Raw genomic sequence first — 23,524 nt, 5'->3', positions numbered from 1 at the left:
GGGCCTCCGTCAGAGTGCCATTTCGATCAGGCAGGGACCGTCCGCCGCGCTGGCGAGCGCCAGGGCGCGCTGCAGCTCGGCGTTGCTGTGGACGGTGCTGGCGGGCACACCGTAGCCCTTGGCCAGGGCCTTCCAGTCGACCCGGGGGCGGTCCAGCTCGGTGAGGCTCAGCGCTTCGGGGCCGAGTTCGCTGACGCCGAAGCGGCGCAGCTCGTTCTGCAGGATTGCGTAGCGGTGGTTGGCGGCGATGAGGATCACCACCGGCAATTGCTCGCGGGCGATGCTCCACAGCGTCTGGATGGTGTACTGGGCGCTGCCGTCGGACTGCAGGCAGAACACCCGGTTGCCGCGCTCGGCCAGGGCCGCACCGAAGCCCACCGGAATCCCCTGGCCGATGGCGCCGCCGGTGTTGGTCATCACCCGGTGCCGCGCGGCGTTGGCCGAGGCGGTGAAGAACGGGTAGCCGCAGGTGCCCCCCTCCACCGAGACGATGCTGTCTTCCGGCAGGGCCGCCGCCAGCACCCGGCCGACGGACTGCGGCGTGAGGGCGGCATCGGCCGCCGGCAGCTCGACACCCACCGGGGTCGCCACCCAGTCCGGCGCCTCCATCAGCTCGGCCAGCGCATCGAGGGCGGCGGCCACGTCGTCCCCCACCTCGGCCAGGTGCAGCAACCGGTCGCGCTCGGCGAGGCGCGAGGGGATGCCCTCGTAGCCGAAGTAGCTGATGGGCTCGGGCACGCCGGCACAGACCACCGCGTCGTACTGGTCGAGTATCTCGATAGCCACCTCGGGGAAGTACGGCAGCCGATCCAGGTCGGGCAGGCCGCCGCCCCGCTGGCTGAGACGCGGGAAGGTCTCGGCGAAGCAGCGCACGCCCGGCAGGCAGGCCAGGCGACCGGCCGCCTTCAGGCCGACGTCTGACAGGCCGCTGTCGCCAACGATGAACACCAGGCGCTTGCCGGCACGCAGTGCGCGGGCCAGCGCCTCCACCTTGGCGTCGTCGTAGCGGCGCTGCGGCGCGCGAATGGCCGTAAGGGGCCGCAGCGGGCCGACCGCCTGGGCCTGGAAGTCCATCGGCAGCACCAGGCTGGCGACCTGGCCACGGGGCTGCCAGGCAGCCTGCACGGCGCTCTGCAAGTCCTCACCGATCAGCGCGGCACTGCGGGTGGTGCGCACCCAGCCGGACACGGCGCCGGCCAGGGCATCGATGTCGCTGGCCAGGGGCGGGTCGTAGTTGACGTGCCAGGAGGCGTGGTCGCCGATCACGTTGACGATCGGCGTGTGGGCGCGGCGGGCGTTGTGCAGGTTGGCAATGCCGTTGGCGAAGCCCGGCCCCAGGTGGGTCAGGGTCAGCGCCGGCCGCTCGGCGATGCGGCCGTAGCCGTCAGCAGCGCCGGTGCAGACCCCTTCGAACAGCGACAGCACGGGCTTCAGGCGGGGCTCGCCGGCCAGGGCGGCGACCAGGGGAATCTCGGTGGTCCCGGGGTTGGCGAAGCAGTATTCGATCCCGCTGGCGACAGCGGCCTTGATGAGCAGTTCGGCACCATTCATGGGAAGCGATCTCACTGGGTTGCATGACTCGATGTGAGATTTATTCCACTCGGAATGACGCGCTACAACGCATTACGATTCGAAAAGCTCAAAATACGAGATAAATGAGATTTTTCAGCCCCTTTCAAACGCCATAACGCGGTATCGTTCCGTCCACCGCCCAGCCCGCCCCGCAGGTACGCCCCCCAATGAGCAGCTTGAGCAAGACCCTGGCCGTCCTCGACCTCTTCGGCCCCGACCAACTCCAGGTGGACCCGGACACCATCGCCTCGCGCATGGGGCTTTCCCGCGCCACGGTGTACCGCTACGTGAAGGACTTGTGCGAAGCCGGCCTGCTCACCCGGGTGGGTGCCGGCAGCTATGGGCTGGGGCCACGCATCATCGAACTGGACTGGATGATGCGGCAGTACGACCCGATCCTCAGCGCCGGCCGCGAGCTGATGCATGCCCTGGCGGAAGAGACCGGGCTGGCGGTGTTCGCCAGCGTCTTCTACGACGACCGCATCATCAACACCTACATCACCGAGAACAGCGACACCTACCACTTCGCCTTCGGCCGGGGGCAGCCGCTGCCCCTGTTCCGGGGCGCACAGTCGAAGGTGCTGGTGGCCTACCAGAAGGGCAAGCGCCTGCAGAAGCTGTTCGAGGAACGCATTTCGAAGGACCCCGGCAACCCCTACAGCGCCGGCAGCTGGTCGGAGTTCGCACGGGCCGCCAAGCGCATCCGCAAGGACGGCTACTGCCTGACCCGCGACGAGCTGAACATCGGCCTCACCGGCATCGCCGCGCCCATCCTCAGCCTCGATGACAAGAGCATCCTCGGCAGCCTCTCCGTGGTCGGCCCCACCCACGACTTCAAGCTGCTGCGCCAGGAAACGGTGACCGACATGCTGGTGGACACCACTCGCCGCATCGCCGCCAACATGCAGCGGCAAGGGGGTTCGGGCGGCTGACGCCGGGGGAACATGCAGCGGATTTGCAATCCGCTGCATGGGGTCGATTGCGGGCCTGAACGCCAGCGGCCAGGCCCGCCTTCTGTCCTAGAACGGCACCGCCACCACCAGCTGGCTGTAGACATTGGTGCCATTGCCGCCCGCCTGGTTGCCGCCGTTGCTGGCGCTTTTGTCCGGCTGGTAGAGACCGATCAGCGGCGTGATGATCAGGTGCTCGGTGGCCGCCCATTCGACGTAGAGGTCCAGCTCGCGGGCATCCAGGTCGAGGCTCTGGCGGTCGTGCAGGGTGTGGAAGTCGAAGTACAGCGCGCCGACCTTCACCGTCTCGGTGGGTTGCAGCGTCAGGCCAAGGTGGTGGATGCCGGTGTTGCGGTTGAACGGCCCAGCGTAGTTGGCCGCCACCTCGCCCTGGAACCAGGTGCCGTAGGTGGTGCTGAGGCCGGTGAACAGCGCATCCCAGCCTTCGGAGTAGCGGGTGTAGCGGTAGGTGAGGTCCGGGGTCCAGGGCAGCTCGGCGAAGGTGTAGCCGGCCTCGGCGTACCAGGCCTTCTCGCGGCCGGCGTCCTTGTCCTGCCAGGCGTATTCGAAGGCGAAGTGGGCGTGTTCGATGCCGGCATCGCCCTCCCCGCGCAGGCTGACGATGTCCATGCCTTCGCGCTGCTTCTGGAAGTCGCTGGCCCAGCGGTCGGTCACGTCGAGGCCATGCACCCAGGTCAGGCCCAGGGTGCCGGCCTGGCCGGTGTAGTCCAGGGTGCCGGCGGCAAGCTCGGTTTCGGCCTGGGCGCGGTTGTCCGACTTCAGCCACACCGCGCTGCCGTGCAGGCCGTCCTCGCCGCCCAGGCGCACGACGGCGGTGCGGTCGAAGGCATGGCGTGCGGCAATGTAGTAGGCACCGCCACGGTCGAGGGCACCGTCGGCCGGGCCCTGGCCGAGGTTGGGGCCGTCGTCGTTGACGATGAAGCCGCGCCCCAGCTTGACCACCTGGCGGCCGGCGGAGAGGTCCAGGCCGTCCTGGCCCAGCTGCGGCAGCAGGTCGCCGGAGCGCCAGCCCAGGTAGGCGTCCTCGATCCGGGTGGTGCGCTCGCGGCCGATCGTGTTGCCGCCGGCATCGCCATCGCCCCAGGTGCCGGAGCTGACCCAGTTGAGGGCGCCGTAGGCGCTGCCACGGTCGCCAAGCCCCTGGTCGCCGCTGAGGCCGTACTTGACGAAGCCTTCGCGCCAGGTGGAGCCGCCCGAGGTGCCGTCGTAGTTCTTGCGGCTGTTCATCCAGCCGAACACGGCGAGGACATCCGCGTTCAGGTGGGTGTCGTCGTCGGCGTAGAGCTCATGGACGCTGGCCTGGCCGCCGAGCCCCAGGGCCAGGATGAATCCGCCGGTGATGGCCTTGCCGGTTTTTCGTTGCTGCATGACTGATGCTCCTCATCCGCGCTGGGAGGTTGTTGTAGGTCTTCTGGGCAGAGGAAGGCCCGCGCGGCGCTGGCCGCGCGGGCGGGGCCGCGTGGTCAGCGGTTCTGGGCGAGCGCTGCGTCGAGCGCGGCCGCGAGGGTGCCGGCTTCGTCCAGGGTCAGGGTCAACGGCGGCGAGAGGATGATCTTGTTGCCCACCGGGCGTACCAGCACGCCTTCGGCACGGGCGCTCTCGGCAATGCGTGCGGCGTGGCCGGCAGCCGGGTCCAGGGGTTGCCGGGTGCGTTTGTCGGCCACCAGGTCGAGGGCGATCATCAGCCCCTTGCCACGCACCTCGCCCACCACGTCGTAGCGTTCGGCCAGGGGCAGCAGCTGCTCGATGAGCGCCGCCCCGACCCGTGCGGCGTTGCCGGGCAGGTCCTCGGCTTCGACGATGTCCAGCACCGCCAGGGCGGCGGCGCAGGCGGTGGGGTGCCCGCTGTAGGTGTAGCCGTGCATGACCACGTTGCTGAAGCCGGGGCCGTGCTCGATGGCGTCGCTGATGCGCTGGTTGAACAGCGTGGCGCCCAGGGGGATGTAGCCGGCGGAGATGCCCTTGGCCAGGCAGAGGATGTCGGGGGCGACGCCCCAGCCACGGCTGCCGAGCATGCAGCCGGAGCGGCCGAAGCCGGTGACCACTTCGTCGGCGATCAGCAGGATTTCGTGGCGGTCGCAGACCTCACGCAGGCGCTTCCAGTAGGTGGCCGGCGGCACGATCACGCCACCGGCGCCCTGCACCGGCTCGGCGATGAAGGCGGCGATGGTCTGGGCGCCGAGCAGGGCGATCTGCTCTTCGAGCTGGCGGATGCAGTGCTCCACCAGTTGCTCCGGGTCGCGGCAGTCCCAGGGGTTGCGGTAGAGCCAGGGGGTGTCCAGCAGGTGGCAGCCGCCCAGCAGCGGGCCGTGGTTGTAGTGGTACACGCCGTTGCCCCCCACCGAGGTGCCACCGATGTGCACGCCGTGGTAGCCGTTGCGCAGCGACAGGAAGCGCGTGCGACCGGGCTGGCCGGCGGCGATCCAGTACTGGCGGGCCATCTTCAGGGCGGTTTCCACGGCGTCCGAGCCGCCGGAGTTGAACAGCACCCGGGTCATGCGCTCCTGGGCGAACATCGCGGTGAGCCGGTCGGCCAGGTCGAAGACCCGGGGGTGGGCGATGCCGTCGAAGGTCTGGTAGTAGGCCAGCTCGTCCAGTTGCGCGGCGATGGCGACCTTCACTTCGGCGCGGTTGTGCCCGACGTTGACGTTCCACAGCCCGCCGACGCCATCCAGCAGGCGGTTGCCGTCGATGTCGGTGATGTGGTTGCCGTCGCCCCGGGCGATGACCAGGGTCTTGCCGCGATGGGCGGCGGCGGAGGCACTCATGGGGTGCCAGAACTTCTTCTCGGCGGTCTTGTAGCGCTCGTACATGGTGCTGCTCCTCACTGGCCTTGTTGCTTGCGTACGTAGAGCAACTGCTGGGTGGTGAACTCCAGCAGGCCCTCCAATCCGAACTCGACGCCGAAGCCGGAAAGCTTGCAGCCGCCGAAGGGGGTGTTGGGCTGGATCTGGGCGTGGCAGTTGACCCAGGCCACGCCGCTTTCCAGGCGCTGGGCGAGTGCCTGGGCCTCGCCGGCATCGGCGCCCCAGACGGAGCCGCCCAGGCCCATGTCGCTGGCGTTGGCGCGGGCCAGGACGTCCTCGACATCGCGGTAGGCGATCAGCGGCAGCACGGGGCCGAACTGCTCCTCGTCCACCAGGCGCTGGCCGTCGGTGACGTCGGCAACCAGGGTCGGCGGGTAGAAGAAGCCCTCCCGGTCCAGCCGTGCGCCGCCACACAGCACGCGGCCGCCCCGGGCCTGGGCATCGGCCACCAGGTTCTCCACCAGCGCCAGCTGCTCGGCGTTCTGAACCGGGCCGAAGGTGACGTCGGCTTCCAGGCCGTCGCCGATCACCTGGCGCCCGGCCAGTTCGACCAGGGCCTGGGAGAACGCCTGGTACTGGGACTCATGGATGTAGAGGCGCTTCAGCGCGGCGCAGGTCTGCCCCATGTTGAGGAAGGCGGCCTGGAAGATGGCCTCGGCCACCTGCTCCACTGGCGTGCCGGGCAGGACGATGCCGGCATCGTTGCCGCCCAGTTCCAGGGTCAGCCGCTTGAGGTTGCCGGCGGCGGCACGCATCACGCTCTGGCCGGTGGCGGTGGAGCCGGTGAAGACGATCTTGCGGATGCCCGGGTGGCTGGCGATGGCGCCGCCGAAGCCGCGCTCGCCGGTGACGATGTTGATCACGCCCCGGGGCACGTGGCGGGCGATGATTTCCACCAGCTTGAGGGTGCTCAGGGGCGTGAGGCTGGAGGGTTTGCTGACCACGCAGTTGCCGGCGCGCAGGGCGGGCATGATGTGCCACACGGCGATCATGAACGGCCAGTTCCAGGGGGTGATGGAGGCCACCACGCCCAGCGGCTTGTGGTGCAGTTCGATGCGCTGGGTCGGGGTGTCCTCCACCAGCCGCACGGGGATCTCGCTTTCGGCGCTGTAGCGGGTCCAGGCGGCGCCGCCCATGATCTCCGACATCGCCAGGGCGAAGGGCTTGCCCTGCTCCTGCACCACCAGGGTGGCCAGGGCCTCGGCTTCGGCCTCGATGTCGTCGGCAATGCGCTGCAGGGCCGTGCAGCGGGTGGCGTGGCTGCTAAGCCGCCATTGGCGGAAGGCCACCTGGGCCGCGTGTACGGCCTGGTCGACCTGCTCCAGGGAGCCGGCGGGACACTGCGCGAAGGCACGTCCGCTGGCGGGGTTGATCACCTCGAAGTGACCGTTTTCGCCTGCTACCCAGGCGCCGTCGATGAGCATTCGATAGTCGTGCATGACCGTCTTCCATTCACGTGCCACCGCTTGGGCCGGCGGCTACAGGGTTTGCGTTGGGAAAGGCGCCGCTACAGCTTGTGGCTGCCCAGGGCGTGGAAGCGCTCGGGGGAGAGCTTGCGCAGCCGCGCCGCCATGGCGACGCCGAGCAGCAGCGCCACCGGGATCACCGCGCACAGCCCGTAGGACAGGAGCTTGCTGGAGCCGGTGAGCACGTCGAAGTGCAGCACCGCGATGCCCAGCACACCCAGCAGGGCGATGCAGGAGAAACCCGGGAGGATGCGGCTGCGCAGGATGCCCAGGCGCAGCTCGGGGTGGCGGCTGAAGTACACCAGCACCGCCGCCGAGGTCAGTGCCATCAGCAGCACCAGGCAGAGGGTGGCGAGGCTGGAGAACCAGGCGAACAGCTGCAGGATCGGGTCGGCCCCCAGGGCGGCGAAGGCCAGCACCACCACCGCCGCGATCAGGCTCTGCAGGGCCGACCCCATGTGCGGGCTCTGGTGCAGCCGGTGGGTGGTGCCGAGCTGGCGCGGCAGCAGGCCGTCGCGGCCGATGGCGTAGAAGTAGCGGGCGGCGGCGTTGTGGAAGGCCAGCAGGCCGGCATAGATGCTGACCATGAACAGCACGCGGATCAGCGAGGTCAGGCCCGGCCCGACGAAGTGGTCGGACATGCCGTAGATGAAGGTGGTCGGGTCCGGCAGGGCCAGCAGGGTCGGGACGATCTTGTCGACCCCGACGCCGATCACCAGGGACCAGATGGACAGCGCATAGAAGCAGCCGATCAGCAGGACCGAGGCGTAGGTGGCGATGGGGATGGTGCGCTGCGGGTCCTTGGCCTCCTCGCCGTAGATGGTGGTGGCCTCGAAGCCGATGAAGGCGGCGAAGCAGAACAGCAGGCCGATGGCGGGCGCGCCGCTGAGGACGTGGGACGGCTCGAAGGAGGCGAAGTTGATGCCGCTGTCGCCGCCGCTGCGCAGGATCGCCACGTCGAGAGTGAGGATCGCCAGGTACTCGGCGATGACGATGACCGACAGCAGCCGTGCCGAGAGGTCGATGTTGCGGTAGCCGAGGATTGCGATGCTCAGCATGGCCAGCAGCGAGTACGCCCACCAGGGCAGGTCCAGCCCGAAGACGTTGGACAGGGTGCCGGCCGCGACGCCGCCGAACATGCCGTAGAGCCCCACCTGGAGGATGTTGTAGGCGCACATGGCGAGGACGCCGGCGGCACCACCCGCCAGCCCGCCAAGCCCCCGGGAGGAGAAGGCGTAGAAGCCGCCGGCGTTGGTCACATGGCGGGACATGGTGGTGTAGCCGACCGAGAACGCCAGCAGCACCAGCAGCGCCAGGACCAGCAGCGCCGGCGTGCCCGGGCCGTTGCCCAGCATGATGCCGATGGGGAAGCCGCCGGCGATGACGCTCAGCGGGCTGGCGGCGGAGACCACGAAGAAGATGATGAAGCCGACGCCCAGTGCGCCGCGCCTCAGCTCGTTGGATGAGGAGCCGTTGACCGACATAGATACGCTCATTTTCTTGACCTTGTTGTATGAGGCAGCCGATGTGAGGTTCGCCCGGGAACCGGATGGAGCTTGTTGTTGTGCAATCACAGGCAGGTTCGATCCTAGGGAGATCCCCCCGGGCGCGTTAACCCAAATCGGCAGCATCGGTCACCCTCGCCCCCGGGCGACGGTCAGGTCAGGCAGGGGAAGGCGCGCCGGTTGGGCGGCCTCCCGCATCGGTCAGGCGGCCCCGCCCAGGCGCTTGGCCCAGGCACCCGGGGTGCAGCCGTAGTGGCGCTGGAACAGGGCGATGAAGGCAGAGGTGGAGTCGTAGCCGAGCTCGCCCGCCAGCGCGGTGACGCTGACGCCTTCGGCCAGGCGTGGCAGCGCGGCGAGCAGGCGCAGGCGTTGCCGCCATTCGCTGAAGGAGAGTCGCGTCTGGGCCTGGAACAGCCGTGCGAGGGTGCGGCGGGTGGCGCCCACCTCCTGGGCCCAGGCCTCGATGCCACGCCCATCGCCGGGGTCGGCGCGCAGGCTGTCGGTGATGCGCCTGAGGCGCGGGTCGGTGGGCAGCGGCAGCTTGAAGGGCGCCTCGGGCAAGGCGCGGATCTCGTCCACCAGCACCCGCAGCAGGCGCGCTTCGACGCCGTCCTCGGGGTAGTCCGGGGTGAAGTTGGCGGCGCGCTCCATCAGCTCCCGCAGCAACGGGGTGACCTGCAGCACGGCACAGGGCCGCTGGAAGCCATCGAGGATGCTGGCGTCCAGGTAGAGGCTACGGAATTCCAGGGTGCCCTCGCTGGAGGCGGTGTGGGCCAGGCCCGGCGGGACCCACAGGGCGCACTGTGGCGGCACCAGGTAGCTGTGGTCTTCGGTCAGCACCTGCATGAGCCCGGAGCGGGCGTAGGTGAACTGCACCCAGGGGTGGCTGTGCAGGGCGATGGGGTGGCCTCCCGGAATGTCGAACATGCGCGGGTACACCGGGCGCGGCAGGCGCGCGCAGGTGGGGATCGGCGGGATCACGGCATCTTGTCCCCGGTGCGGCATGGGCTGTCTCTTCTGCTCAAGTGGGAAGCGAAAGGCCGATGGTAGCCTGCCTCGCGTTTCCATTGCCCTCCCCCGGAGTCCGTCATGAGCAGCCACACCCGCGTTTCCCGCATCAGCGTCCCCGAACTCGCCCGGCGCAAGGGCCCCGGCAGCATCGTGTCGCTGACCGCCTACAGCACGCCGATGGCGCGCTGGGTGGACGCCCAGGCGGACCTGATCATCGTCGGCGACTCGCTGGGCATGGTGCTCTACGGCCTGCCCAGCACGCTGGGGGTGAGCCTGGAGATGATGATCGCCCACGGCCAGGCGGTGATGCGCGGCTCGGAACGGGCCTGCGTGGCGGTCGACCTGCCCTTCGGCAGCTACCAGGCCAGCCCGGAGCAGGCTTTCCACGCTGCGGCGCGGGTGCTGCGGGAAACCGGGGCGGCCGCGGTGAAGCTGGAGGCCGGCGAGGCGCTGGCCGAAACCGTGGCCTTCCTGGTGGCGCGCGGCGTACCGGTGCTGGCCCACGTGGGGCTGATGCCGCAGCAGGTGAACGTGCTGGGCGGCTTCAAGGCCCAAGGGCTGGAGGCAGCCGGCGCCGAACGGGTGCGCCGCGATGCCCTGGCGATGCAGGCAGCCGGGGCCTTCGCGGTGGTGCTGGAGGGCATCGCCGAGCCGCTGGCCCGGCACCTGAGCGAGGAACTGGTGATCCCCACCATCGGCATCGGCGCGTCACCGGCCTGCGACGGCCAGGTGCTGGTGACCGAGGATGCGCTGGGCCTGTTCGGCGACTACCAGCCACGCTTCGTCAAGCGTTATGCGGCGCTGGCGCCGAGCATCGAGCAGGCCCTGGCGGCCTATGCCGAGGACGTGCGCCAGGGGCGCTTCCCCGAGCTGGGGCATTGTTTTGGCGTGAAGACGGCGGTGGGCTGAAGCGGAGCGCCGCCCGGCCCACCCTGGGGCGAGGCTACGCCGTGCGCCCTTCGGCCCAGCGCGCCTTGACCTCCAGCACGGCGGGCAGTTGCTGGATGAACAGCTCCACCAGGTCCGGGTCGAAGTGCTGACCGCTCTGCTCGCGGAGGAAGGCCACCGCCTCCTCCACCGGCCAGGCCTGCTTGTAGGGACGCTCGCTGGTGAGGGCGTCGAACACGTCGGCAATGGCGACGATGCGGCCCTCGATGGGGATGTCTTCACCCGCCAGGCCGTTGGGGTAGCCACTGCCGTCCCACTTCTCGTGGTGGGTCAGGGCGATGCGCTGGGCCATGCGCAGCAATCCGGAGGGGTGCTCGCCGATGATCTTGGCGCCGATGCTGACGTGCTGGCGCATCACCGCCCACTCGTCCGCATCCAGCTTGCCTGGCTTGCGCAGCACGGCATCGGGGATGCCGATCTTGCCCACGTCGTGCATCGGTGCGGCGTTGAGCAGGTCGTCGCAGTCGGCCTCGCTCCAGCCCAGGGCGCGGGCGAGGATGCGCGAGTAATGGCTCATGCGGATGACGTGCAGGCCGGTCTCGTTGTCCTTGTATTCGGCGGCGAGGCCGAGCCGCTGGACGATCTCCAGGCGGGTGCGCTTGAGTTCGTCCATGCGCACCAGGGACAGGTGGGTGCGCACCCGCGCCTTGACGATGGCCGGGCTGACCGGCTTGGTGATGTAGTCGACGGCGCCGACCTCGAAGCCCTTGGCCTCATCCTCGGTATCGGCCAGGGCGGTGACGAAGATCACCGGGATCTCGCGGGTGGCCGGGTCGTTCTTGAGCTGCTGGCACACCTCATGGCCGGTCATGCCCGGCATCATCACGTCCAGCAGGACCAGGGCGGGCCGCTCGCGGCCGGCCAGTTCCAGGGCCTTGGGCCCGTCCTTGGCGAACAGCAGGCGGTAGTCGTCCTGGAGGATGTGGCGCAGCACCTGCAGGTTGGTGGGTTCGTCGTCCACCAGCAGCAGGCACTGGCGCGGGTCCGGCGAAGTCGGGCTCATGATGGGGATAGCTCTCCTGTCTCCAGCCAGGCCTGCAGCTCGGTGAGCTGCTGGAGGGCCTGGTCGAAGTCGAAATCGTCAATGGCATGTTGCAGCGCGTGCAGGCGTGCCTGGGCGGCCTGCCCCTCCAGCCCCTGGCGCAACAGGGCGAGGGCCTCGTCGTCCAGCCCGCCGCGGGCCAGCTCGGCGGCCAGACGGCGGCTGGCCTCCAGCAGGGCCTCCCGCGGGACCGGCGCGGACGCCACCTTGGCCTCCGCCGGGAACACCGGGACCGCGGCGCGGACCCTGGTCATGATAGCCGCCAGTTGTTGCAGCAGCGCCTCCAGGGCCTGCGGCTGGCCGCCACTGCCGGCATGCTCCAGCTCGGCGGCGCAGGCGGCCATCTCGTCCAGCCCGAGGTTGGCGGCGGCGCCGCGCAGGCGGTGGGCGTTGGCCACCACGTCGCTGAAGTCGCCCTGCCGGACAGCCTCGCGCAGGTGGCCGAGAAGCCGCTCCTGCTCGTCGAGGAAGCGCACGATGGCGGCGGCCATCTGCACGGCGCCGCCCCACAGCTGCTGGCCCCGGACCCAGTCGAACAGCGCATCCGGGTCCGCCGGTGCCTGGGCCGCTGCCGGGTCGGTATCACGGCCCGGCTCCACGCCCAGCAGCCGGGCCATCTCGTGCAGCAGCTCGGCCATGTCCAGGGGCTTGCCGGCAAAGCCGTTCATGCCGGCGTCCAGCGCGTTCTGCCGGTCGCGGTCGAGCACGCTGGCGGTCAGGGCGATGATCGGCACCGGGCGCCGGCCTTCGGCCTGCTCGCGCTGGCGGATCGCACAGCTGGCTTCCAGGCCGTCCATGCCGGGCATCTGCACGTCCATCAGGACCAGGTCGAAGGCCTGCTCGCCAAAGGCGGCGACCGCGGCTGCGCCGTCTTCCACGCCGTGCACGCGGTGCCCCAGGCGTTCGAGGTTAAGGGTGAGCAGCTCCAGGTTCTGCGCCACGTCGTCCGCTGCCAGGATGCGCAGCGGTGGCAAGGTGGGTGCGCTCTGGCGCAGTGCATTGACATGGGCGCGCTCACCGGCGGCCAGCGGCACCTCGACGGTGAACACGCTGCCCTCGCCTTCCCGGCTCTCGACACGGATGCGCCCGCCCATCAGTTCCACCAGTTGGCGGGAGATGGTGGTGCCCAGCCCAGTGCCGCCAAAACGCCGGCTCATGGAGGCGTCGGCCTGGGCGAAGGGGTCGAAGATCTTCTCCAGGCGGTCGGCGGCGATGCCGATGCCGGTGTCGTGGATGGCCAGGCGCAGGGCGCCGGGGGCGCCGTCCACCACCAGGCGCACGCGGCCTCGCTCGGTGAACTTGACGGCGTTGCCCAGCAAATTGGTGACCACCTGCTGCAGGCGCAACGGGTCGCCGCGGAAGTAGTCGCCCAGGTGCTCGGCGTAGTTCAGCTCCAGGCTCAGCCCCTTGCGCTCGGCGCCCAGGCGCTGTGAGTCGCAGACCTGTTCGCAGAGTTCGCGCAGGGAGAAATCGATGTCCTCCAGCTCGATGGCGCCCCGGTCGAGCTTGGCGGTGTCGAGGATGTCGTTGAGCAAGCCCAGCAGGGAGCGCGAGGAATGCTGCACGGTGCGCAGGTGGCGGCGCTGGGTTTCGCCCAGGGGCGTGTCCAGCAGCAGTTCGGTGAAGCCGATGATGGCGTTCATCGGCGTGCGGATCTCGTGGCTCATGTTGGCCAGGAAGCTGCTGCGGGCAGCGGCGGCCTGCTCGGCGCGGTCGCGGGCGTTGCGCAGGTCCTGCTCCATCATCCGACGTGGGGTCAGGTCGGTGGCCAGCTTGAGGATCTTGAAGGGGCGACCGTCGGCATCGAGGATCGGGTTGTAGGTGGCCTGGATCCAAACATCGCGCCCGTCCTTGCCGAGCCGGCGGTACTCCCCGGAGCGGAAATGGCCCTCGCGCAGGTCTTCCCAGAACAGGCGGTAGCGCTCGCTGGCCACCAGGTCGGCGTCGCAGAAGATGCGGTGGTGCTGGCCGATGAGTTCCTCGCGGGTGTAGCCGAACAGGTCGAGGAAGTTCTCGTTCACCTCCAGCACGTGGCCGGTGAGGTCGAACTCGATCAGCGCCATGGCCTTGCTGATGGCGGTCACCTTGCCCTCGTATTCGGCGTTGCGCAGCTTGGTCTCGGTCTGGTCCAGCATCACGCCGTCCACCCAGCGCGGCACACCCTGGGCATCGACGTCGACGCTGCCGCTCTCCCACACCCAGTGCTCGTGGCCATCGCGGTCGAACAGGCGGTACTCCACCACGTAGCTGCGCCCCAGGCGGGCGGCGTCGTTGACCTCGTCCAGCACCCGCTCGCGGTCATCCGGGTGGCACAGCTCGATCAGCGAGCGCTCGCCACTCATGAAGGACTCCGCCGGCCAGCCGGTGACGCGGCGCACCGCGTCGCTGACGAAGCGGGTGCTGCAGCGCTCGTCCATCAGGCAGCGGAAGGACACGCCGGGGATGTTGCGGATCAGCGAGCGGTACTGCTGCTCGCTGTCACGCAGGGCCTGCTCCATGGCCTTGCGCTCGCTGATGTCGGCGACGAACACCACGAACCAGGGGTTGCCGTCGCGCTGGGTCACGCCCAGGCTGACCCGCACGGGAATCTCCCGCCCATCGCGGCCGATGCCCGACACCTCCAGCTCGCTGCCGGAAAGACGGGACATCCCGGTCAGCCGGTATTGCTCCAGCGCCTCGGTGAACTGCCGGGAATGCCGCTCGGGCATCAGCAGGCTCATGTGACGGCCGATCAGCTCCTCGGGTTGCCAGCCATACAGGCCGGAGACGGCATTGTTGACGGAGCGGATGACGCCCTGGTGGTCGATGGTGAAGATCACCTCGAAGGCGGCATCCAGCAGCGAGTTGAGGTGGTCGCGGCCGGCCTCCAGTTCGCGGAACAGCTCGCGGTAGCGCAACAGGCCGTTGACCGCCGCCACCAGCAGGCTCAGGGCCACGGTGGCCATGGCCACCGCCATCGCCAGGTAGGCCGCGCCCACCACCGGCTGCGGCATGCTGAACTCCTCAATGCCGGTGAAACGCGCCGCCGCCATGCCGGTGTAGTGCATGCCGCTGATGGCCAGCCCCATCACCGTGCCGCTGAGCAGGATGGCGCGCACCCCGCTGACGCGTCCCCGCAGGCCGAAACGCACCCAAAGGGCAATGATCGCCAGCACCACGGCGACCAGGATCGACAGCCCGAACATCAGCGGGTCGTAGCGCAGCAGCGGCGCCAGTTGCATGGCCGCCATGCCGCTGTAGTGCATGGCACCGATCCCCGCCCCCACCAGCACGCCACCCATGACGAACTGCACCGGCGACACCCGGCGGCGCGACAGCAGGTTGAGCGCGATCCAGGAGGCGAACAGGCTGGGCAGCATGGAGAGCACGGTCAGGCCGGGGTCGTAGCGCACGGCGGCGCACAGCTGGAAGGCCAGCATGCCGATGAAGTGCATGGCCCAGACGCCGCCACCCAGGGCCACGGCACCGGTGCCGATGGCCAGTTGGCGGTACAGCGGGACGCGGCTGAGACGGGCCATGCCGGCCAGTTGCAGGGCCATGGCGGAGGTGAAGATGGCGATGCAGACCGACAGCAGCACCAGCCAGGGATTGTGACTGCCGAAGACCAGCAGCGTGGGCTGGTCGTTGTCGAAGAAGAACCGGGAGAACTCGAACATCGGGTGGGTCTCGAGGGCAGCGACTGGCGTGTCTGGAGTCAATGCCCTCTTGCCCATCCGGTCAAATGCCGATGGGCGGAAATCAGGGGGCGGGGCTCCGGCAAAATGCCATCATCTCGCCCCCTTGCCAAGCGCCGGCTGGCCGCTACAGGAAGACTTCGTCCAGCAACGCGTCCATGGCGGCGAAGGCCCGTCGCGCCACCTTGGGGTGGTACTGCGCGACGCCGGGGCGATTCGCCTCGGGATCGGTGAAGGAATGCACCGCTCCGCCGTAGCTGAGCAGTTGCCAGTCGACCCCGGCAGCGCTCATTTCCTCGGCGAAGGCCGGCAGTTGCGTGCGCGGTACCAGCGGGTCGGAGGCGCCGTCCAGCACCAGCACGGCGCCCTTGATGTGGCGGGCGTCGGCGGGGTCGGGGGTGTCCAGCGCACCATGGAAGGAGACGAAAGCCTTGAGCTCGGCCCCGGCACGGCCCAGCTCCAGCGCGCAGGTGCCGCCGAAGCAGAAGCCGAAGGCCGCAAGACGCTGGGGATCGATGGCCACCGCGTGTTGCTCCAGCAGGGCCTGCAGCGCAGCCTGCATGCGGCGGCGCAGCAAGGCGCGATCCTCCTTCAGCGGCTGCATGGCGGTAGCCGCCGCCTCGGCATCCTTCGGCCGCACCTCGGCGCCATAGAGGTCCGCCACCAGCACCACACGCCGCTCCTCGGCCACCTGGCGTGCCGTTTCCACGGCGGTCTCGGTGATGCCGAACCAGTTGGGCGCCATCACCAGCCCGGGGCGCGGGTCCTGCACGCTGGGGTCGTAGACCAGTTGGCCTTCGAAGGCCTGCCCGTCGAGTTCGTAACGGATGGCATGGGCACGGATCTGGGTCATGGATCACCTCTCTCGGGACGGATGGGATTGGGCAGCCACTCGGCGGGCCTCATCGGCCGGCAGTGGAGCTTAGCGCCACCGCGCACCGAGCGCATGCGACCGTTTGGACAGGCTCCGCCGGCCATTCGTGCAGGGTTTCGCGTTTCGCTGCACGGATTCACCGCGCCCCATTGCGAGCGCGCCATCATATCGGCATCATTCCGCCGCCGTTTTTCCGGCGCCAAGAACACTCGACCATTTCCCTCACAAGGAGCGTGACATGAAGGGGCCTTTCGCCGCTGTCCTTCTCGCCCTGTCCATGCTGACGGGGTGCGCTACCGTGCCCCAGGGCACGGATTTCCCAACTCCCGACAAGACCGCCACCACCAGCCAGCAAAGCGTCGCCCTGGCCAGCGTGGAGGTCACCGACAAGACCTTCGTCAACTGGAATGCCGGAAAGACCCAGTCCACCGGCATGACCCTCAGCCTGGGCAACTACCTCAAGGCGAGCAATCGGTTCAGCAATGTGCGCATGCCCGGCCAGGCCGTCGCGGCCGATGACCAGGTGCTCTCGTTCAGCTTCGACACCTACAACGTCCACCGTCGGCCCTATGGCGGCTACTTCCCCTTCGCCATCGTGACCCTGACCGGCTACATCTGGTTCGGCGGCACGACCCACATCGACGAGTCCAACGTCAGCGGCCGCCTCCAGGTCAGCGATGCGCAAGGCAAGCTGCTCTACAGCTACCAGACCCGCCAGCACGCCGAACACAGCGTCTCGCTCTACTCGATGGGCACCGTCGACGGCAGCCCGGAGCGCCGCAGTGCGCTCGACGACCTGCTCAACCAGTATCAATCCGACCTTGGGAAACACACGAAATGACCCGTCTCCTGCGAATCTCCGCCCTCTTCCTGGGCCTGGCCCTGCTCACCGGTTGCGCGGGCGTCCGCTCCGGCGAAACCGCTGACCTGGGCGCCTGGCCGGCAGCCAAGGAACAGAAGCCTTCGCTGCGTTATGTCGTGGAAGGCCGGATGAAGATGAACGATGCGGACAGCACGGCTGCACCGGCCGTGGTCAAGTCGTGGTCCGACATCGTTGGCAAGGCCTACCAGGAGTCGAACCTGTTCTCGTCGGTCAACGAAGGCTTTGGCGATGCCGACATCACGGCGGAGGTCAAGGTGACCAACGATGGCCACGGGAGCATGGCGCTGGCCGTGATCAGCGGCTTGACGTTCGCCGTCATTCCGGCAACCGGTGAAGACCGCGTGATCACCGAAACCATCTACCGCGATCGCAACGGGCAGGTGCTGGCCACGCTGACCAAGGAGGATGGCGTCCGCACCTGGATCCAGATCCTCCTGCTTCCGGGCGCCTTCGTGGCCAACCCCTTCACCAAAATCAACCAGGTTCACTACGACAACAACAAGGCCACCATCCTGGAGGCCAGCAAGAAAGGCATTTTCTGATCGCCAATGCCCCATGAAAAAGCCCGCTGACGCGGGCTTTTTCATGGCAGCGGTTACGACCGTTCGACTCAGGCGGAGAGTTCCACCAGCAGCTTGTTCAGGCGGCGCACGTAGGCGGCCGGGTCCTTCAGGCTGTCGCCGGCGGCCAGGGCGGCCTGGTCGAAGAGGATGTGGGACAGTTCGCCGAAGCGCTCTTCATCCTGCTCGTTGTCCAGCTTCTCGATCAGCGGGTGGCTGGGGTTGAACTCGAAGATGGGCTTGGAGTCCGGCACCTTCTGCCCGCTGGCTTCGAGGATCTGGCGCATCTGCAGGCCCAGGTCCTGTTCGCCGATGGCGAGGATCGCCGGGGAGTCGGTCAGGCGGTGGGAGACACGCACCTCGGCCACCTGCTCGCCCAGTGCGCCCTTCAGGCGCTCCACCAGCCCTTCCTTGGCCTTGGCGACTTCTTCCTGGGCCTTCTTGTCCTCTTCCGAGTCCAGCTTGCCGAGGTCCAGGTCGCCACGGGCGACGTCGACGAACTGCTTGCCGTCGAACTCGGTGAGGTAGCTCATCAGCCACTCGTCGATGCGGTCGGTGAGCAGCAGCACTTCGATGCCTTTCTTGCGGAAGACTTCCAGGTGCGGGCTGTTCTTCACCTGGGCGTAGGATTCGCCGGTGAGGTAGTAGACCTTGTCCTGGCCGTCCTTCAGGCGGCCGAGGTAGTCGACCAGGCCGACGCTCTGCTCGCCGCTCTCGTCGTGGGTGGAGGCGAAGCGCAGCAGGCCGGCGATCTTCTCCTTGTTGGCGAAGTCTTCCGCCGGGCCTTCCTTGAGGACCTGGCCGAAGTTCTTCCAGAAGCCCTTGTATTGCTCGGGTTCGTTCTTGGCCAGTTTCTCCAGCATGTCCAGCACGCGCTTGGTCAGTGCCGACTTCATGGAGTCGATCACCGGGCCGTTCTGGAGGATCTCGCGGGAGACGTTCAGGGACAGGTCGTTGGAGTCCACCACGCCCTTGATGAAGCGCAGGTACAGCGGCAGGAACTGCTCGGCCTGGTCCATGATGAACACGCGCTGGACGTAGAGCTTGAGGCCCTTCGGCGCTTCGCGGTGGTACAGGTCGAACGGTGCGCGGCCCGGTACATAGAGCAGCGAGGTGTATTCCAGCTTGCCTTCGACCTTGTTGTGGCTCCAGGACAGCGGGTTCTCGAAGTCATGGGCGATGTGCTTGTAGAACTCCTGGTACTCCTCGTCCTTCACCTCGGTGCGCGGACGGGTCCACAGGGCGCTGGCACGGTTGACGGTTTCCCACTCCGGCTCGGCCGGTTTGTCCTTCTCTTCGCCGTGGTGCTCCTTCGGCAGTTCGATGGGCAGGGCAATGTGGTCGGAGTACTTCTTGATGACGTTGCGCAGGCGCCAGCCATCGGCGAACTCTTCCTCGCCGGCCTTCAGGTGCAGGACGATGCGGGTGCCGCGCTCGGCCTTCTCGACGTTGGCGATGTCGAATTCGCCCTCGCCGCGGGAGGACCAGTGCACGCCATCGGCGGCGGAGAGGCCGGCGCGACGGGTGAACACGTCTACCTTGTCGGCGACGATGAAGGCGGAGTAGAAGCCCACGCCGAACTGGCCGATCAGGTGCGAATCCTTCTTCTGGTCGCCCGACAGGTTCTTCAGGAAGTCGGCGGTGCCGGACTTGGCGATGGTGCCGAGGTGGGCGATGACTTCATCGCGGCTCATGCCGATGCCGTTGTCTTCGAGGGTGACGGTCTTGGCGTCCTTGTCGAAGCTCACGCGGATCTTCAGCTCGGCACCGCCTTCGAGCAGCTCGGGCTTGGCCAGGGCTTCGAAACGCAGCTTGTCGGCGGCGTCGGAGGCGTTGGAAATCAACTCGCGGAGGAAGATTTCCTTGTTCGAATAGAGGGAATGGATCATCAGGTGAAGCAGTTGCTTCACCTCGGTCTGGAAGCCCAGGGTTTCTTTTTGAGTTTCCACACTCATGGTCATCTAGCTCCAAGGACGGTTGAAGCCGCAGGGGCGGCGGATGTCAGCCGAGATGGGGCCATGCTGTGGAATTTCAAGGGCTTTTTTCACACGACGCTACGAGCGGCGTCGCCAGGATGCGCGGGAGCGCACGCCTGGCGGGGTGGAAGCGGGCTCAGGGCTCCAGCAATTCGATCCGGGCGATTTCCTCGGGACGCAGCACGAAGCTGGCGGAACCGGCGCCGGAGACGTTGCGCTGGATCACCACCTGGCCATCGGGGTTGATCCCGGTGAAGCGCCCTTCCACCTGGCTGCCTCGGGCGGTCTGCACCCGTACGGTGAGGTTCTGGTAGCGGTTGGGGTTGGTCAGCAGGCGCTCCAGGGAGAAGCGCTGGCGGCGGTCAACCGGGCGGCTGGGGCGCGCCTCTTCGGGCTCGGCCTCGGCGGTGGCGGGCTTGGCCTCCACGGCCGGCAACGGCGGGAAGGCATCGCCACGGATGCCCCAGCCACGCAGGTCGCTCTTGAAGAACTGCAGCGGCAGGCGCTGGGCCACGCCGTCGATGCGGGCCTCCACGTCCAGGTCCAGGTCGCGGGCCGGCAGGCTCACCGGGGGCAGGTGAGTGACCTGCACCTCGCGGGTGGCGAAACGACGCTGCAGGTAGTCACGGGCGACGTAGGCGAGGGTGTCCTGGGAGTCGTGGCGCAGGTCGACCTGGCCGTTGGCGTAGCGCAGGCGGTCGGTGAACAGCTCCAGGTCGCCGCTCAGGGTGGTGCGCAGTTGCGGCGGCAGCACCAGGTGGAAGCCGCCGGCCAGCGTGTTGGGGCCAGTGCGCTTGAGGTCCAGGTGCAGGGTGTAGCCCTTGCTCAGGCGGCGGGCCTCCGGCAGATCCTGCTCGGGGAGCAGCCAGCTTATTTCCACTTCGGGCTTGCTGCCCGGGTCTTCCGGGAGGATGTCCAGGCGCACGTCGCCTTCGGGCTGGCTGGGCAGGCGGATGCTCACCTCGCGCCGTGCGAAGAAGTCCTGCCCTTCGCGCAGGCTCAGCACGCCGTCGATCAGCTCGGCCTGCTGGGGCAGGAAGGGCTCGCCGTTGAGCTCGCCCCGCAGGTGGATGGCCAGCTCGCCCGGGGCCTGCTTCTCCGGCTTGGCCCAGTCGAGGCTGAGCAGCGCATGCAGGCGCTCGGGGTCGCGGTAGGCCAGCATGGTCAGGCCCACCACCAGCGGGATGATGCCCAGCGCGAGGAGCATCACGGCCTTGCGCGCGGTGCGCCAGTGCGCCGCGATGTAGGCCAGGGTGATCGGCGGCAGCAGCAGGCTGCCGAAGCCCCACAGCAGGCTGGTACCGAAAGCCAGCATGATCAGCCAGACCAGGCTGAAGAGGATCGACAGCAGGCCGCCGAGGATCAGGAGCGCATCCATCCAGGATTCCTTGTTGCATGGACCGGGCGCATCGCGCCCGGCCACGGGTCAGGGTTCGTCGACCTTGAAGTGGGCTCGAGCGGTGGCGATGGGCTCGGTCTGAGTGGTTTGCCAGGCGGTGATGGCGACGTTGGCGACGCGCCGCCCCTGTCGCCAGACCTGGCAGTGGGCGTAAGTGTCACGATAGTGCCCGGCGCGCAGGTAATCTATCGAGAAGTCGATGATTTTGGGCAAATGTGGCGTGCCCATGAAGGTCAGCAGGTGCAGCATCGCGGCGTGTTCCATGAACCCCGCGATCACCCCGCCGTGGATCGCCGGCAAGGTCGGGTTGCCGATGCTGTCCTTGCTGGCGGGCAGGCGGAAGACCATGTCGTCGCCCAAGCGCAGGCATTCGATGCCCAGCAGGCGCGCATAGGGAATGGCACTCACCAGGGCGTCGTAGTCGTTCTTCTCGTGGGCTTCGCGCACCAGGGCGCTCAGGTCCAGGCTCATGCCGCACCTCCGGATTTCCCGGTCTTCCCGCCGATGGCCTTGCCCATGCGCATGAAGGCGCCGACCACGTGGGCGATGGGCTGCTCGGGGTCGTCCTGGTAGGCGTAGCCACGGGTGAAGATCACGTTCGGGGTGACGCGGTAGCACTCGGCGAACCCGTAGACGTCCTTGTTCGGCTCGGCCGGGTGCATGTAGTCGATGCGCAGGTCCAGGGTCGGGCAGATCTCGAAGGACGGCAGCACGCACACGGTGGAGATGCCGCAGGTGGTGTCCATCAATGTGGTGATGGCGCCGCCATGGATCACGCCAGTCTCCGGGTTGCCGATGATCTGCTCGCTGTACGGCAGGCAGAGGGTCAGACCCTGGCGGTCGGCGCTGTGCACGCGCATCCCGAGGACCTGGCAGTGACGCAGCACAGCGAGGAATCGCTGGGCGTTGTCGAAGATCGGGTTTTCGCTCATCCGGTACTTCCCATGGCGTTGGCGGTAAGGCGCGCATGATACCGCCGCCGGCCAACCGCCGGGCAGGCCCGACTGAACTTCCGGCCGACCATGGGGTTCGAAAGGGGGTCTCGACATTCATCGGACCAAGGAGACCTACATGAAAAAGCCTCTCGCCTACAGCCTGTTGCTCGCCTCTGCCCTGGGCCTGGCCGCCTGCGACAAGCCCTCGGATGAGAAAGCCGCCCAACCGGCGACCCCGCCGGCCACTACGCAACCGGAAGCGACTCCGCCGACCCAGCCGGCACCCGCCCCTGCCGCCCCCAGCACTGCACCGGGCGAAACCACTTCGCCGGCCGCCCCGCAAGGCGGCACCCAGCAGTAACCTGCAGGCCGCCAGCCCCAGCTGGCGGCCTCATGCCCTACCGTCCGCCTTGTCCAGGAGGACCACCGTGCGCAAACGCCTCGCCCTGCCCCTCTGCCTCGTCCTCACGCTGGCGCTCAGTGCCTGCGAACCCACCACCGAAGACCGCCTCGCCGCTGCCGAGGAGTCCGCCTCCCAGGCGCTGGATTCATTGCTCGCGGCCAGCCAGCCGCCCCAGGCCGAACCGGCCCGCCCGGCCACCCGGGATGCCTCCGCCGGGCAGCCTTCCGCCGCCCGTGATGGGTGAGGTTGTACGAGCGGGAATGCCTTGAAAGGCCGGGCACTGCCAGCAAGGCAGCGCTCGGCAGGAGGGTGCCCCGGCCTGGCCGGGGCCATGGGATCAGAGTGCCGGGCTGAGCATCAGCACCAGGCAGCACAGCAGGCTGACGAACCAGGCCAGGCTGCGAAGCGTCGACAGGTCGCGCAAGTAGCAGAACAGGAACACCAGCCGCGCCGCGATGAAGGTCAGCGCCAGGCCGTCCACCAGCCAACCACGGGTGTCGGTGGTGTGGGCCATCAGCACCCCGCCGAGGAACAGCGGGAATATCTCGATGCTGTTGAGGTGCGCCGCCAGCGCCCGCGCCCCGAGCCCGGTGAGGCGCGCCTGCTGGATCCGGGGGTTGTGGTTGTCGTAACCACTGCCCTCCTCCTTCATTGCCTTGCCCACGAAAATCCGTGGGATGTAGGTCAACAGCACAGCGAGAAGCACACACCAGAACGGCAGACTCATTCCTCTTTCTCCTTGGGCGGCTCGGGCGCCCGGGTCGGGGTGTAGACCATCACGTCCAGAACGGCGGAATGGAACTCGCGGCGGTACAGCACCAGCACCACGCCCGCCGTCACGATCATGAAGAACCAGGGGTTGATGAACCAGGCCAGCATGGCCAGGCCGAAGTAGTAGCTGCGCAGGCCCAGGTTGAACTGGTTGGCCGCCAGGGAGATGACCCGCGCGGTGCGCTCGGCGAAGTCCTTGCGCTCCTGGTCCCCCACGTTGCGCTCACCGATCAGCGGCGCCGACCCCACCAGCACGGCGGCGAAGTTGTACTGGCGCATGCACCAGCTGAAGGTGAAGAAGGAGTAGACGAACACCACCGCGATGGACAGCAGCTTGACCTCGGAGATGCCCCGGGTGGCCGACTGCACGAACGGCAGGTCGGCGAGGATCGACACCGCGCGCTCGGTGGAGCCCAGCACCGTGAGCACGCCGGCGAGGATGATGAGGGTGCTGGAGGCGAAGAACGACGCGTTGCGCTCCAGGTTGGCGATCACGCTGGCATCGGCGATGCGGTTGTCGCGCATCAGCAGCCGGCGCATCCAGTCCTCGCGGTAGAGGTGCATGACCGAGGCGAGGCAGGGGGTGTCGCGGCCCTTCCAGATGGCGTAGCGGGTATAGCCGACCCAGCAGACGATGAACCAGATGATTGCGATGACGTTGTGCAGGGCGTGGCTCGACATGAAGGCTCCTAGGCAGAATGCCGCGCATTATAACGGCCGGCAGTCG

At 68.2% G+C, this 23,524-nt stretch carries 21 protein-coding genes; 6 read left to right on the top strand and 15 right to left on the bottom strand.

The window, feature by feature from the left end:
- Positions 1 to 9: 9 nt before the first annotated feature.
- Complete coding sequence (locus BM198_RS09355) at positions 10 to 1,551, bottom strand: acetolactate synthase large subunit (protein ID WP_074969442.1); 1,542 nt, start codon at positions 1,549 to 1,551, stop codon at positions 10 to 12.
- Between the two features lie 188 nt (positions 1,552 to 1,739).
- Here BM198_RS09355 and BM198_RS09350 point away from each other — a divergent pair, with 188 nt between their 5' ends.
- Positions 1,740 to 2,504, top strand: coding sequence for an IclR family transcriptional regulator (locus BM198_RS09350; protein ID WP_074969440.1), 765 nt, complete (start codon positions 1,740 to 1,742; stop codon positions 2,502 to 2,504).
- An 87-nt stretch (positions 2,505 to 2,591) separates the two neighbouring features.
- Here the strand turns inward: BM198_RS09350 and BM198_RS09345 are convergent, their stop codons facing one another.
- The 5 genes from BM198_RS09345 to BM198_RS09325 form a co-directional block, all read right to left on the bottom strand.
- Entirely contained in the window at positions 2,592 to 3,911 is a 1,320-nt protein-coding gene (locus BM198_RS09345) for an alginate export family protein (RefSeq protein ID WP_139233595.1), read from the bottom strand.
- Between the two features lie 95 nt (positions 3,912 to 4,006).
- Positions 4,007 to 5,356, bottom strand: a complete 1,350-nt coding sequence (locus BM198_RS09340) for an aminotransferase class III-fold pyridoxal phosphate-dependent enzyme (protein WP_074969438.1) — start codon at positions 5,354 to 5,356, stop codon at positions 4,007 to 4,009.
- 11 nt (positions 5,357 to 5,367) lie between these two features.
- The gene (locus tag BM198_RS09335; protein ID WP_074969436.1) at positions 5,368 to 6,789 is read right to left on the bottom strand and encodes an aldehyde dehydrogenase family protein; all 1,422 of its coding nucleotides are present in this window, start codon (positions 6,787 to 6,789) and stop codon (positions 5,368 to 5,370) included.
- A 68-nt stretch (positions 6,790 to 6,857) separates the two neighbouring features.
- The gene (locus BM198_RS09330; protein WP_074969434.1) at positions 6,858 to 8,312 is read right to left on the bottom strand and encodes an APC family permease; all 1,455 of its coding nucleotides are present in this window, start codon (positions 8,310 to 8,312) and stop codon (positions 6,858 to 6,860) included.
- A gap of 210 nt (positions 8,313 to 8,522) precedes the next feature.
- Complete coding sequence (locus BM198_RS09325; RefSeq protein WP_044407889.1) at positions 8,523 to 9,326, bottom strand: AraC family transcriptional regulator; 804 nt, start codon at positions 9,324 to 9,326, stop codon at positions 8,523 to 8,525.
- 84 nt (positions 9,327 to 9,410) lie between these two features.
- On the opposite strand from BM198_RS09325, the gene panB reads away from it, so the two are divergent.
- Complete coding sequence (panB, locus tag BM198_RS09320; protein WP_074969432.1) at positions 9,411 to 10,241, top strand: 3-methyl-2-oxobutanoate hydroxymethyltransferase; 831 nt, start codon at positions 9,411 to 9,413, stop codon at positions 10,239 to 10,241.
- A 34-nt stretch (positions 10,242 to 10,275) separates the two neighbouring features.
- On the opposite strand, the gene BM198_RS09315 is transcribed toward panB, so the two are convergent.
- From BM198_RS09315 to BM198_RS09305, 3 genes are all read right to left on the bottom strand, one after another.
- A complete protein-coding gene (locus BM198_RS09315; RefSeq protein WP_074969430.1) occupies positions 10,276 to 11,283 on the bottom strand; it encodes a response regulator in 1,008 nt (335 codons plus the stop codon).
- On the bottom strand, positions 11,280 to 14,978 hold the full coding sequence (locus BM198_RS09310; protein WP_074969428.1) for a PAS domain S-box protein: 3,699 nt from the start codon (positions 14,976 to 14,978) through the stop codon (positions 11,280 to 11,282). The genes BM198_RS09315 and BM198_RS09310 overlap by 4 nt, the downstream gene beginning before the upstream one ends.
- 145 nt (positions 14,979 to 15,123) lie before the next feature.
- Positions 15,124 to 15,849 (bottom strand): dienelactone hydrolase family protein, encoded by a 726-nt coding sequence (locus tag BM198_RS09305; RefSeq protein WP_074969426.1) that lies wholly within the window; start codon positions 15,847 to 15,849, stop codon positions 15,124 to 15,126.
- 259 nt (positions 15,850 to 16,108) lie between these two features.
- On the opposite strand from BM198_RS09305, the gene BM198_RS09300 reads away from it, so the two are divergent.
- Both BM198_RS09300 and BM198_RS09295 read left to right on the top strand, forming a co-directional pair.
- A complete protein-coding gene (locus BM198_RS09300) occupies positions 16,109 to 16,711 on the top strand; it encodes a YajG family lipoprotein (RefSeq protein ID WP_074969424.1) in 603 nt (200 codons plus the stop codon).
- Entirely contained in the window at positions 16,708 to 17,295 is a 588-nt protein-coding gene (locus BM198_RS09295; RefSeq protein ID WP_074969422.1) for a hypothetical protein, read from the top strand. Before BM198_RS09300 ends, BM198_RS09295 begins: the two co-directional genes overlap by 4 nt.
- Before the next feature lie 68 nt (positions 17,296 to 17,363).
- On the opposite strand, the gene htpG is transcribed toward BM198_RS09295, so the two are convergent.
- The 4 genes from htpG to BM198_RS09275 all read right to left on the bottom strand — a co-directional run bounded on the left by htpG (position 17,364) and on the right by BM198_RS09275 (position 21,620).
- On the bottom strand, positions 17,364 to 19,268 hold the full coding sequence (gene htpG / locus BM198_RS09290; protein ID WP_074969638.1) for a molecular chaperone HtpG: 1,905 nt from the start codon (positions 19,266 to 19,268) through the stop codon (positions 17,364 to 17,366).
- A 157-nt stretch (positions 19,269 to 19,425) separates the two neighbouring features.
- Positions 19,426 to 20,667, bottom strand: coding sequence for an MFS transporter (locus BM198_RS09285; protein ID WP_074969420.1), 1,242 nt, complete (start codon positions 20,665 to 20,667; stop codon positions 19,426 to 19,428).
- A 48-nt stretch (positions 20,668 to 20,715) separates the two neighbouring features.
- On the bottom strand, positions 20,716 to 21,159 hold the full coding sequence (locus BM198_RS09280) for a PaaI family thioesterase (protein WP_069561226.1): 444 nt from the start codon (positions 21,157 to 21,159) through the stop codon (positions 20,716 to 20,718).
- Positions 21,156 to 21,620 (bottom strand): PaaI family thioesterase, encoded by a 465-nt coding sequence (locus BM198_RS09275; protein ID WP_044407910.1) that lies wholly within the window; start codon positions 21,618 to 21,620, stop codon positions 21,156 to 21,158. Before BM198_RS09275 ends, BM198_RS09280 begins: the two co-directional genes overlap by 4 nt.
- 139 nt (positions 21,621 to 21,759) lie before the next feature.
- Between BM198_RS09275 and BM198_RS09270 the strand changes: the two genes are divergently transcribed.
- Positions 21,760 to 21,984 carry a hypothetical protein gene (locus BM198_RS09270; RefSeq protein WP_074969418.1) on the top strand — a complete coding sequence of 75 codons (225 nt, stop codon included), beginning with the start codon at positions 21,760 to 21,762 and terminating at the stop codon, positions 21,982 to 21,984.
- A gap of 67 nt (positions 21,985 to 22,051) precedes the next feature.
- On the top strand, positions 22,052 to 22,270 hold the full coding sequence (locus tag BM198_RS09265; RefSeq protein WP_074969416.1) for a hypothetical protein: 219 nt from the start codon (positions 22,052 to 22,054) through the stop codon (positions 22,268 to 22,270).
- A 93-nt stretch (positions 22,271 to 22,363) separates the two neighbouring features.
- On the opposite strand, the gene BM198_RS09260 is transcribed toward BM198_RS09265, so the two are convergent.
- Positions 22,364 to 22,753 carry an MAPEG family protein gene (locus tag BM198_RS09260; protein ID WP_074969414.1) on the bottom strand — a complete coding sequence of 130 codons (390 nt, stop codon included), beginning with the start codon at positions 22,751 to 22,753 and terminating at the stop codon, positions 22,364 to 22,366.
- Complete coding sequence (locus BM198_RS09255) at positions 22,750 to 23,478, bottom strand: DUF599 domain-containing protein (RefSeq protein WP_044407922.1); 729 nt, start codon at positions 23,476 to 23,478, stop codon at positions 22,750 to 22,752. The genes BM198_RS09260 and BM198_RS09255 overlap by 4 nt, the downstream gene beginning before the upstream one ends.
- Positions 23,479 to 23,524: the final 46 nt, after the last annotated feature.

Source organism: Metapseudomonas otitidis (genome assembly GCF_900111835.1).
GTDB classification, from domain to species: domain Bacteria; phylum Pseudomonadota; class Gammaproteobacteria; order Pseudomonadales; family Pseudomonadaceae; genus Metapseudomonas; species Metapseudomonas otitidis.
The sequence above is the reverse complement of the archived record's forward strand: the minus strand, read 5'-3'. Positions and strand labels throughout refer to the sequence as shown.

Excerpts from the sequence above, each read along its gene's own strand:
- BM198_RS09355 (WP_074969442.1), bottom strand. The coding sequence starts at position 1,551 with ATGAATGGTGCCGAACTGCTCATCAAGGCCGCTGTCGCCAGCGGGATC.
- BM198_RS09350 (WP_074969440.1), top strand. The coding sequence starts at position 1,740 with ATGAGCAGCTTGAGCAAGACCCTGGCCGTCCTCGACCTCTTCGGCCCC.
- BM198_RS09345 (WP_139233595.1), bottom strand. The coding sequence starts at position 3,911 with ATGCAGCAACGAAAAACCGGCAAGGCCATCACCGGCGGATTCATCCTG.
- BM198_RS09340 (WP_074969438.1), bottom strand. The coding sequence starts at position 5,356 with ATGTACGAGCGCTACAAGACCGCCGAGAAGAAGTTCTGGCACCCCATG.
- BM198_RS09335 (WP_074969436.1), bottom strand. The coding sequence starts at position 6,789 with ATGCACGACTATCGAATGCTCATCGACGGCGCCTGGGTAGCAGGCGAA.
- BM198_RS09330 (WP_074969434.1), bottom strand. The coding sequence starts at position 8,312 with ATGAGCGTATCTATGTCGGTCAACGGCTCCTCATCCAACGAGCTGAGG.
- BM198_RS09325 (WP_044407889.1), bottom strand. The coding sequence starts at position 9,326 with ATGCCGCACCGGGGACAAGATGCCGTGATCCCGCCGATCCCCACCTGC.
- panB (WP_074969432.1), top strand. The coding sequence starts at position 9,411 with ATGAGCAGCCACACCCGCGTTTCCCGCATCAGCGTCCCCGAACTCGCC.
- BM198_RS09315 (WP_074969430.1), bottom strand. The coding sequence starts at position 11,283 with ATGAGCCCGACTTCGCCGGACCCGCGCCAGTGCCTGCTGCTGGTGGAC.
- BM198_RS09310 (WP_074969428.1), bottom strand. The coding sequence starts at position 14,978 with ATGTTCGAGTTCTCCCGGTTCTTCTTCGACAACGACCAGCCCACGCTG.
- BM198_RS09305 (WP_074969426.1), bottom strand. The coding sequence starts at position 15,849 with ATGACCCAGATCCGTGCCCATGCCATCCGTTACGAACTCGACGGGCAG.
- BM198_RS09300 (WP_074969424.1), top strand. The coding sequence starts at position 16,109 with ATGAAGGGGCCTTTCGCCGCTGTCCTTCTCGCCCTGTCCATGCTGACG.
- BM198_RS09295 (WP_074969422.1), top strand. The coding sequence starts at position 16,708 with ATGACCCGTCTCCTGCGAATCTCCGCCCTCTTCCTGGGCCTGGCCCTG.
- htpG (WP_074969638.1), bottom strand. The coding sequence starts at position 19,268 with ATGAGTGTGGAAACTCAAAAAGAAACCCTGGGCTTCCAGACCGAGGTG.
- BM198_RS09285 (WP_074969420.1), bottom strand. The coding sequence starts at position 20,667 with ATGGATGCGCTCCTGATCCTCGGCGGCCTGCTGTCGATCCTCTTCAGC.
- BM198_RS09280 (WP_069561226.1), bottom strand. The coding sequence starts at position 21,159 with ATGAGCCTGGACCTGAGCGCCCTGGTGCGCGAAGCCCACGAGAAGAAC.
- BM198_RS09275 (WP_044407910.1), bottom strand. The coding sequence starts at position 21,620 with ATGAGCGAAAACCCGATCTTCGACAACGCCCAGCGATTCCTCGCTGTG.
- BM198_RS09270 (WP_074969418.1), top strand. The coding sequence starts at position 21,760 with ATGAAAAAGCCTCTCGCCTACAGCCTGTTGCTCGCCTCTGCCCTGGGC.
- BM198_RS09260 (WP_074969414.1), bottom strand. The coding sequence starts at position 22,753 with ATGAGTCTGCCGTTCTGGTGTGTGCTTCTCGCTGTGCTGTTGACCTAC.
- BM198_RS09255 (WP_044407922.1), bottom strand. The coding sequence starts at position 23,478 with ATGTCGAGCCACGCCCTGCACAACGTCATCGCAATCATCTGGTTCATC.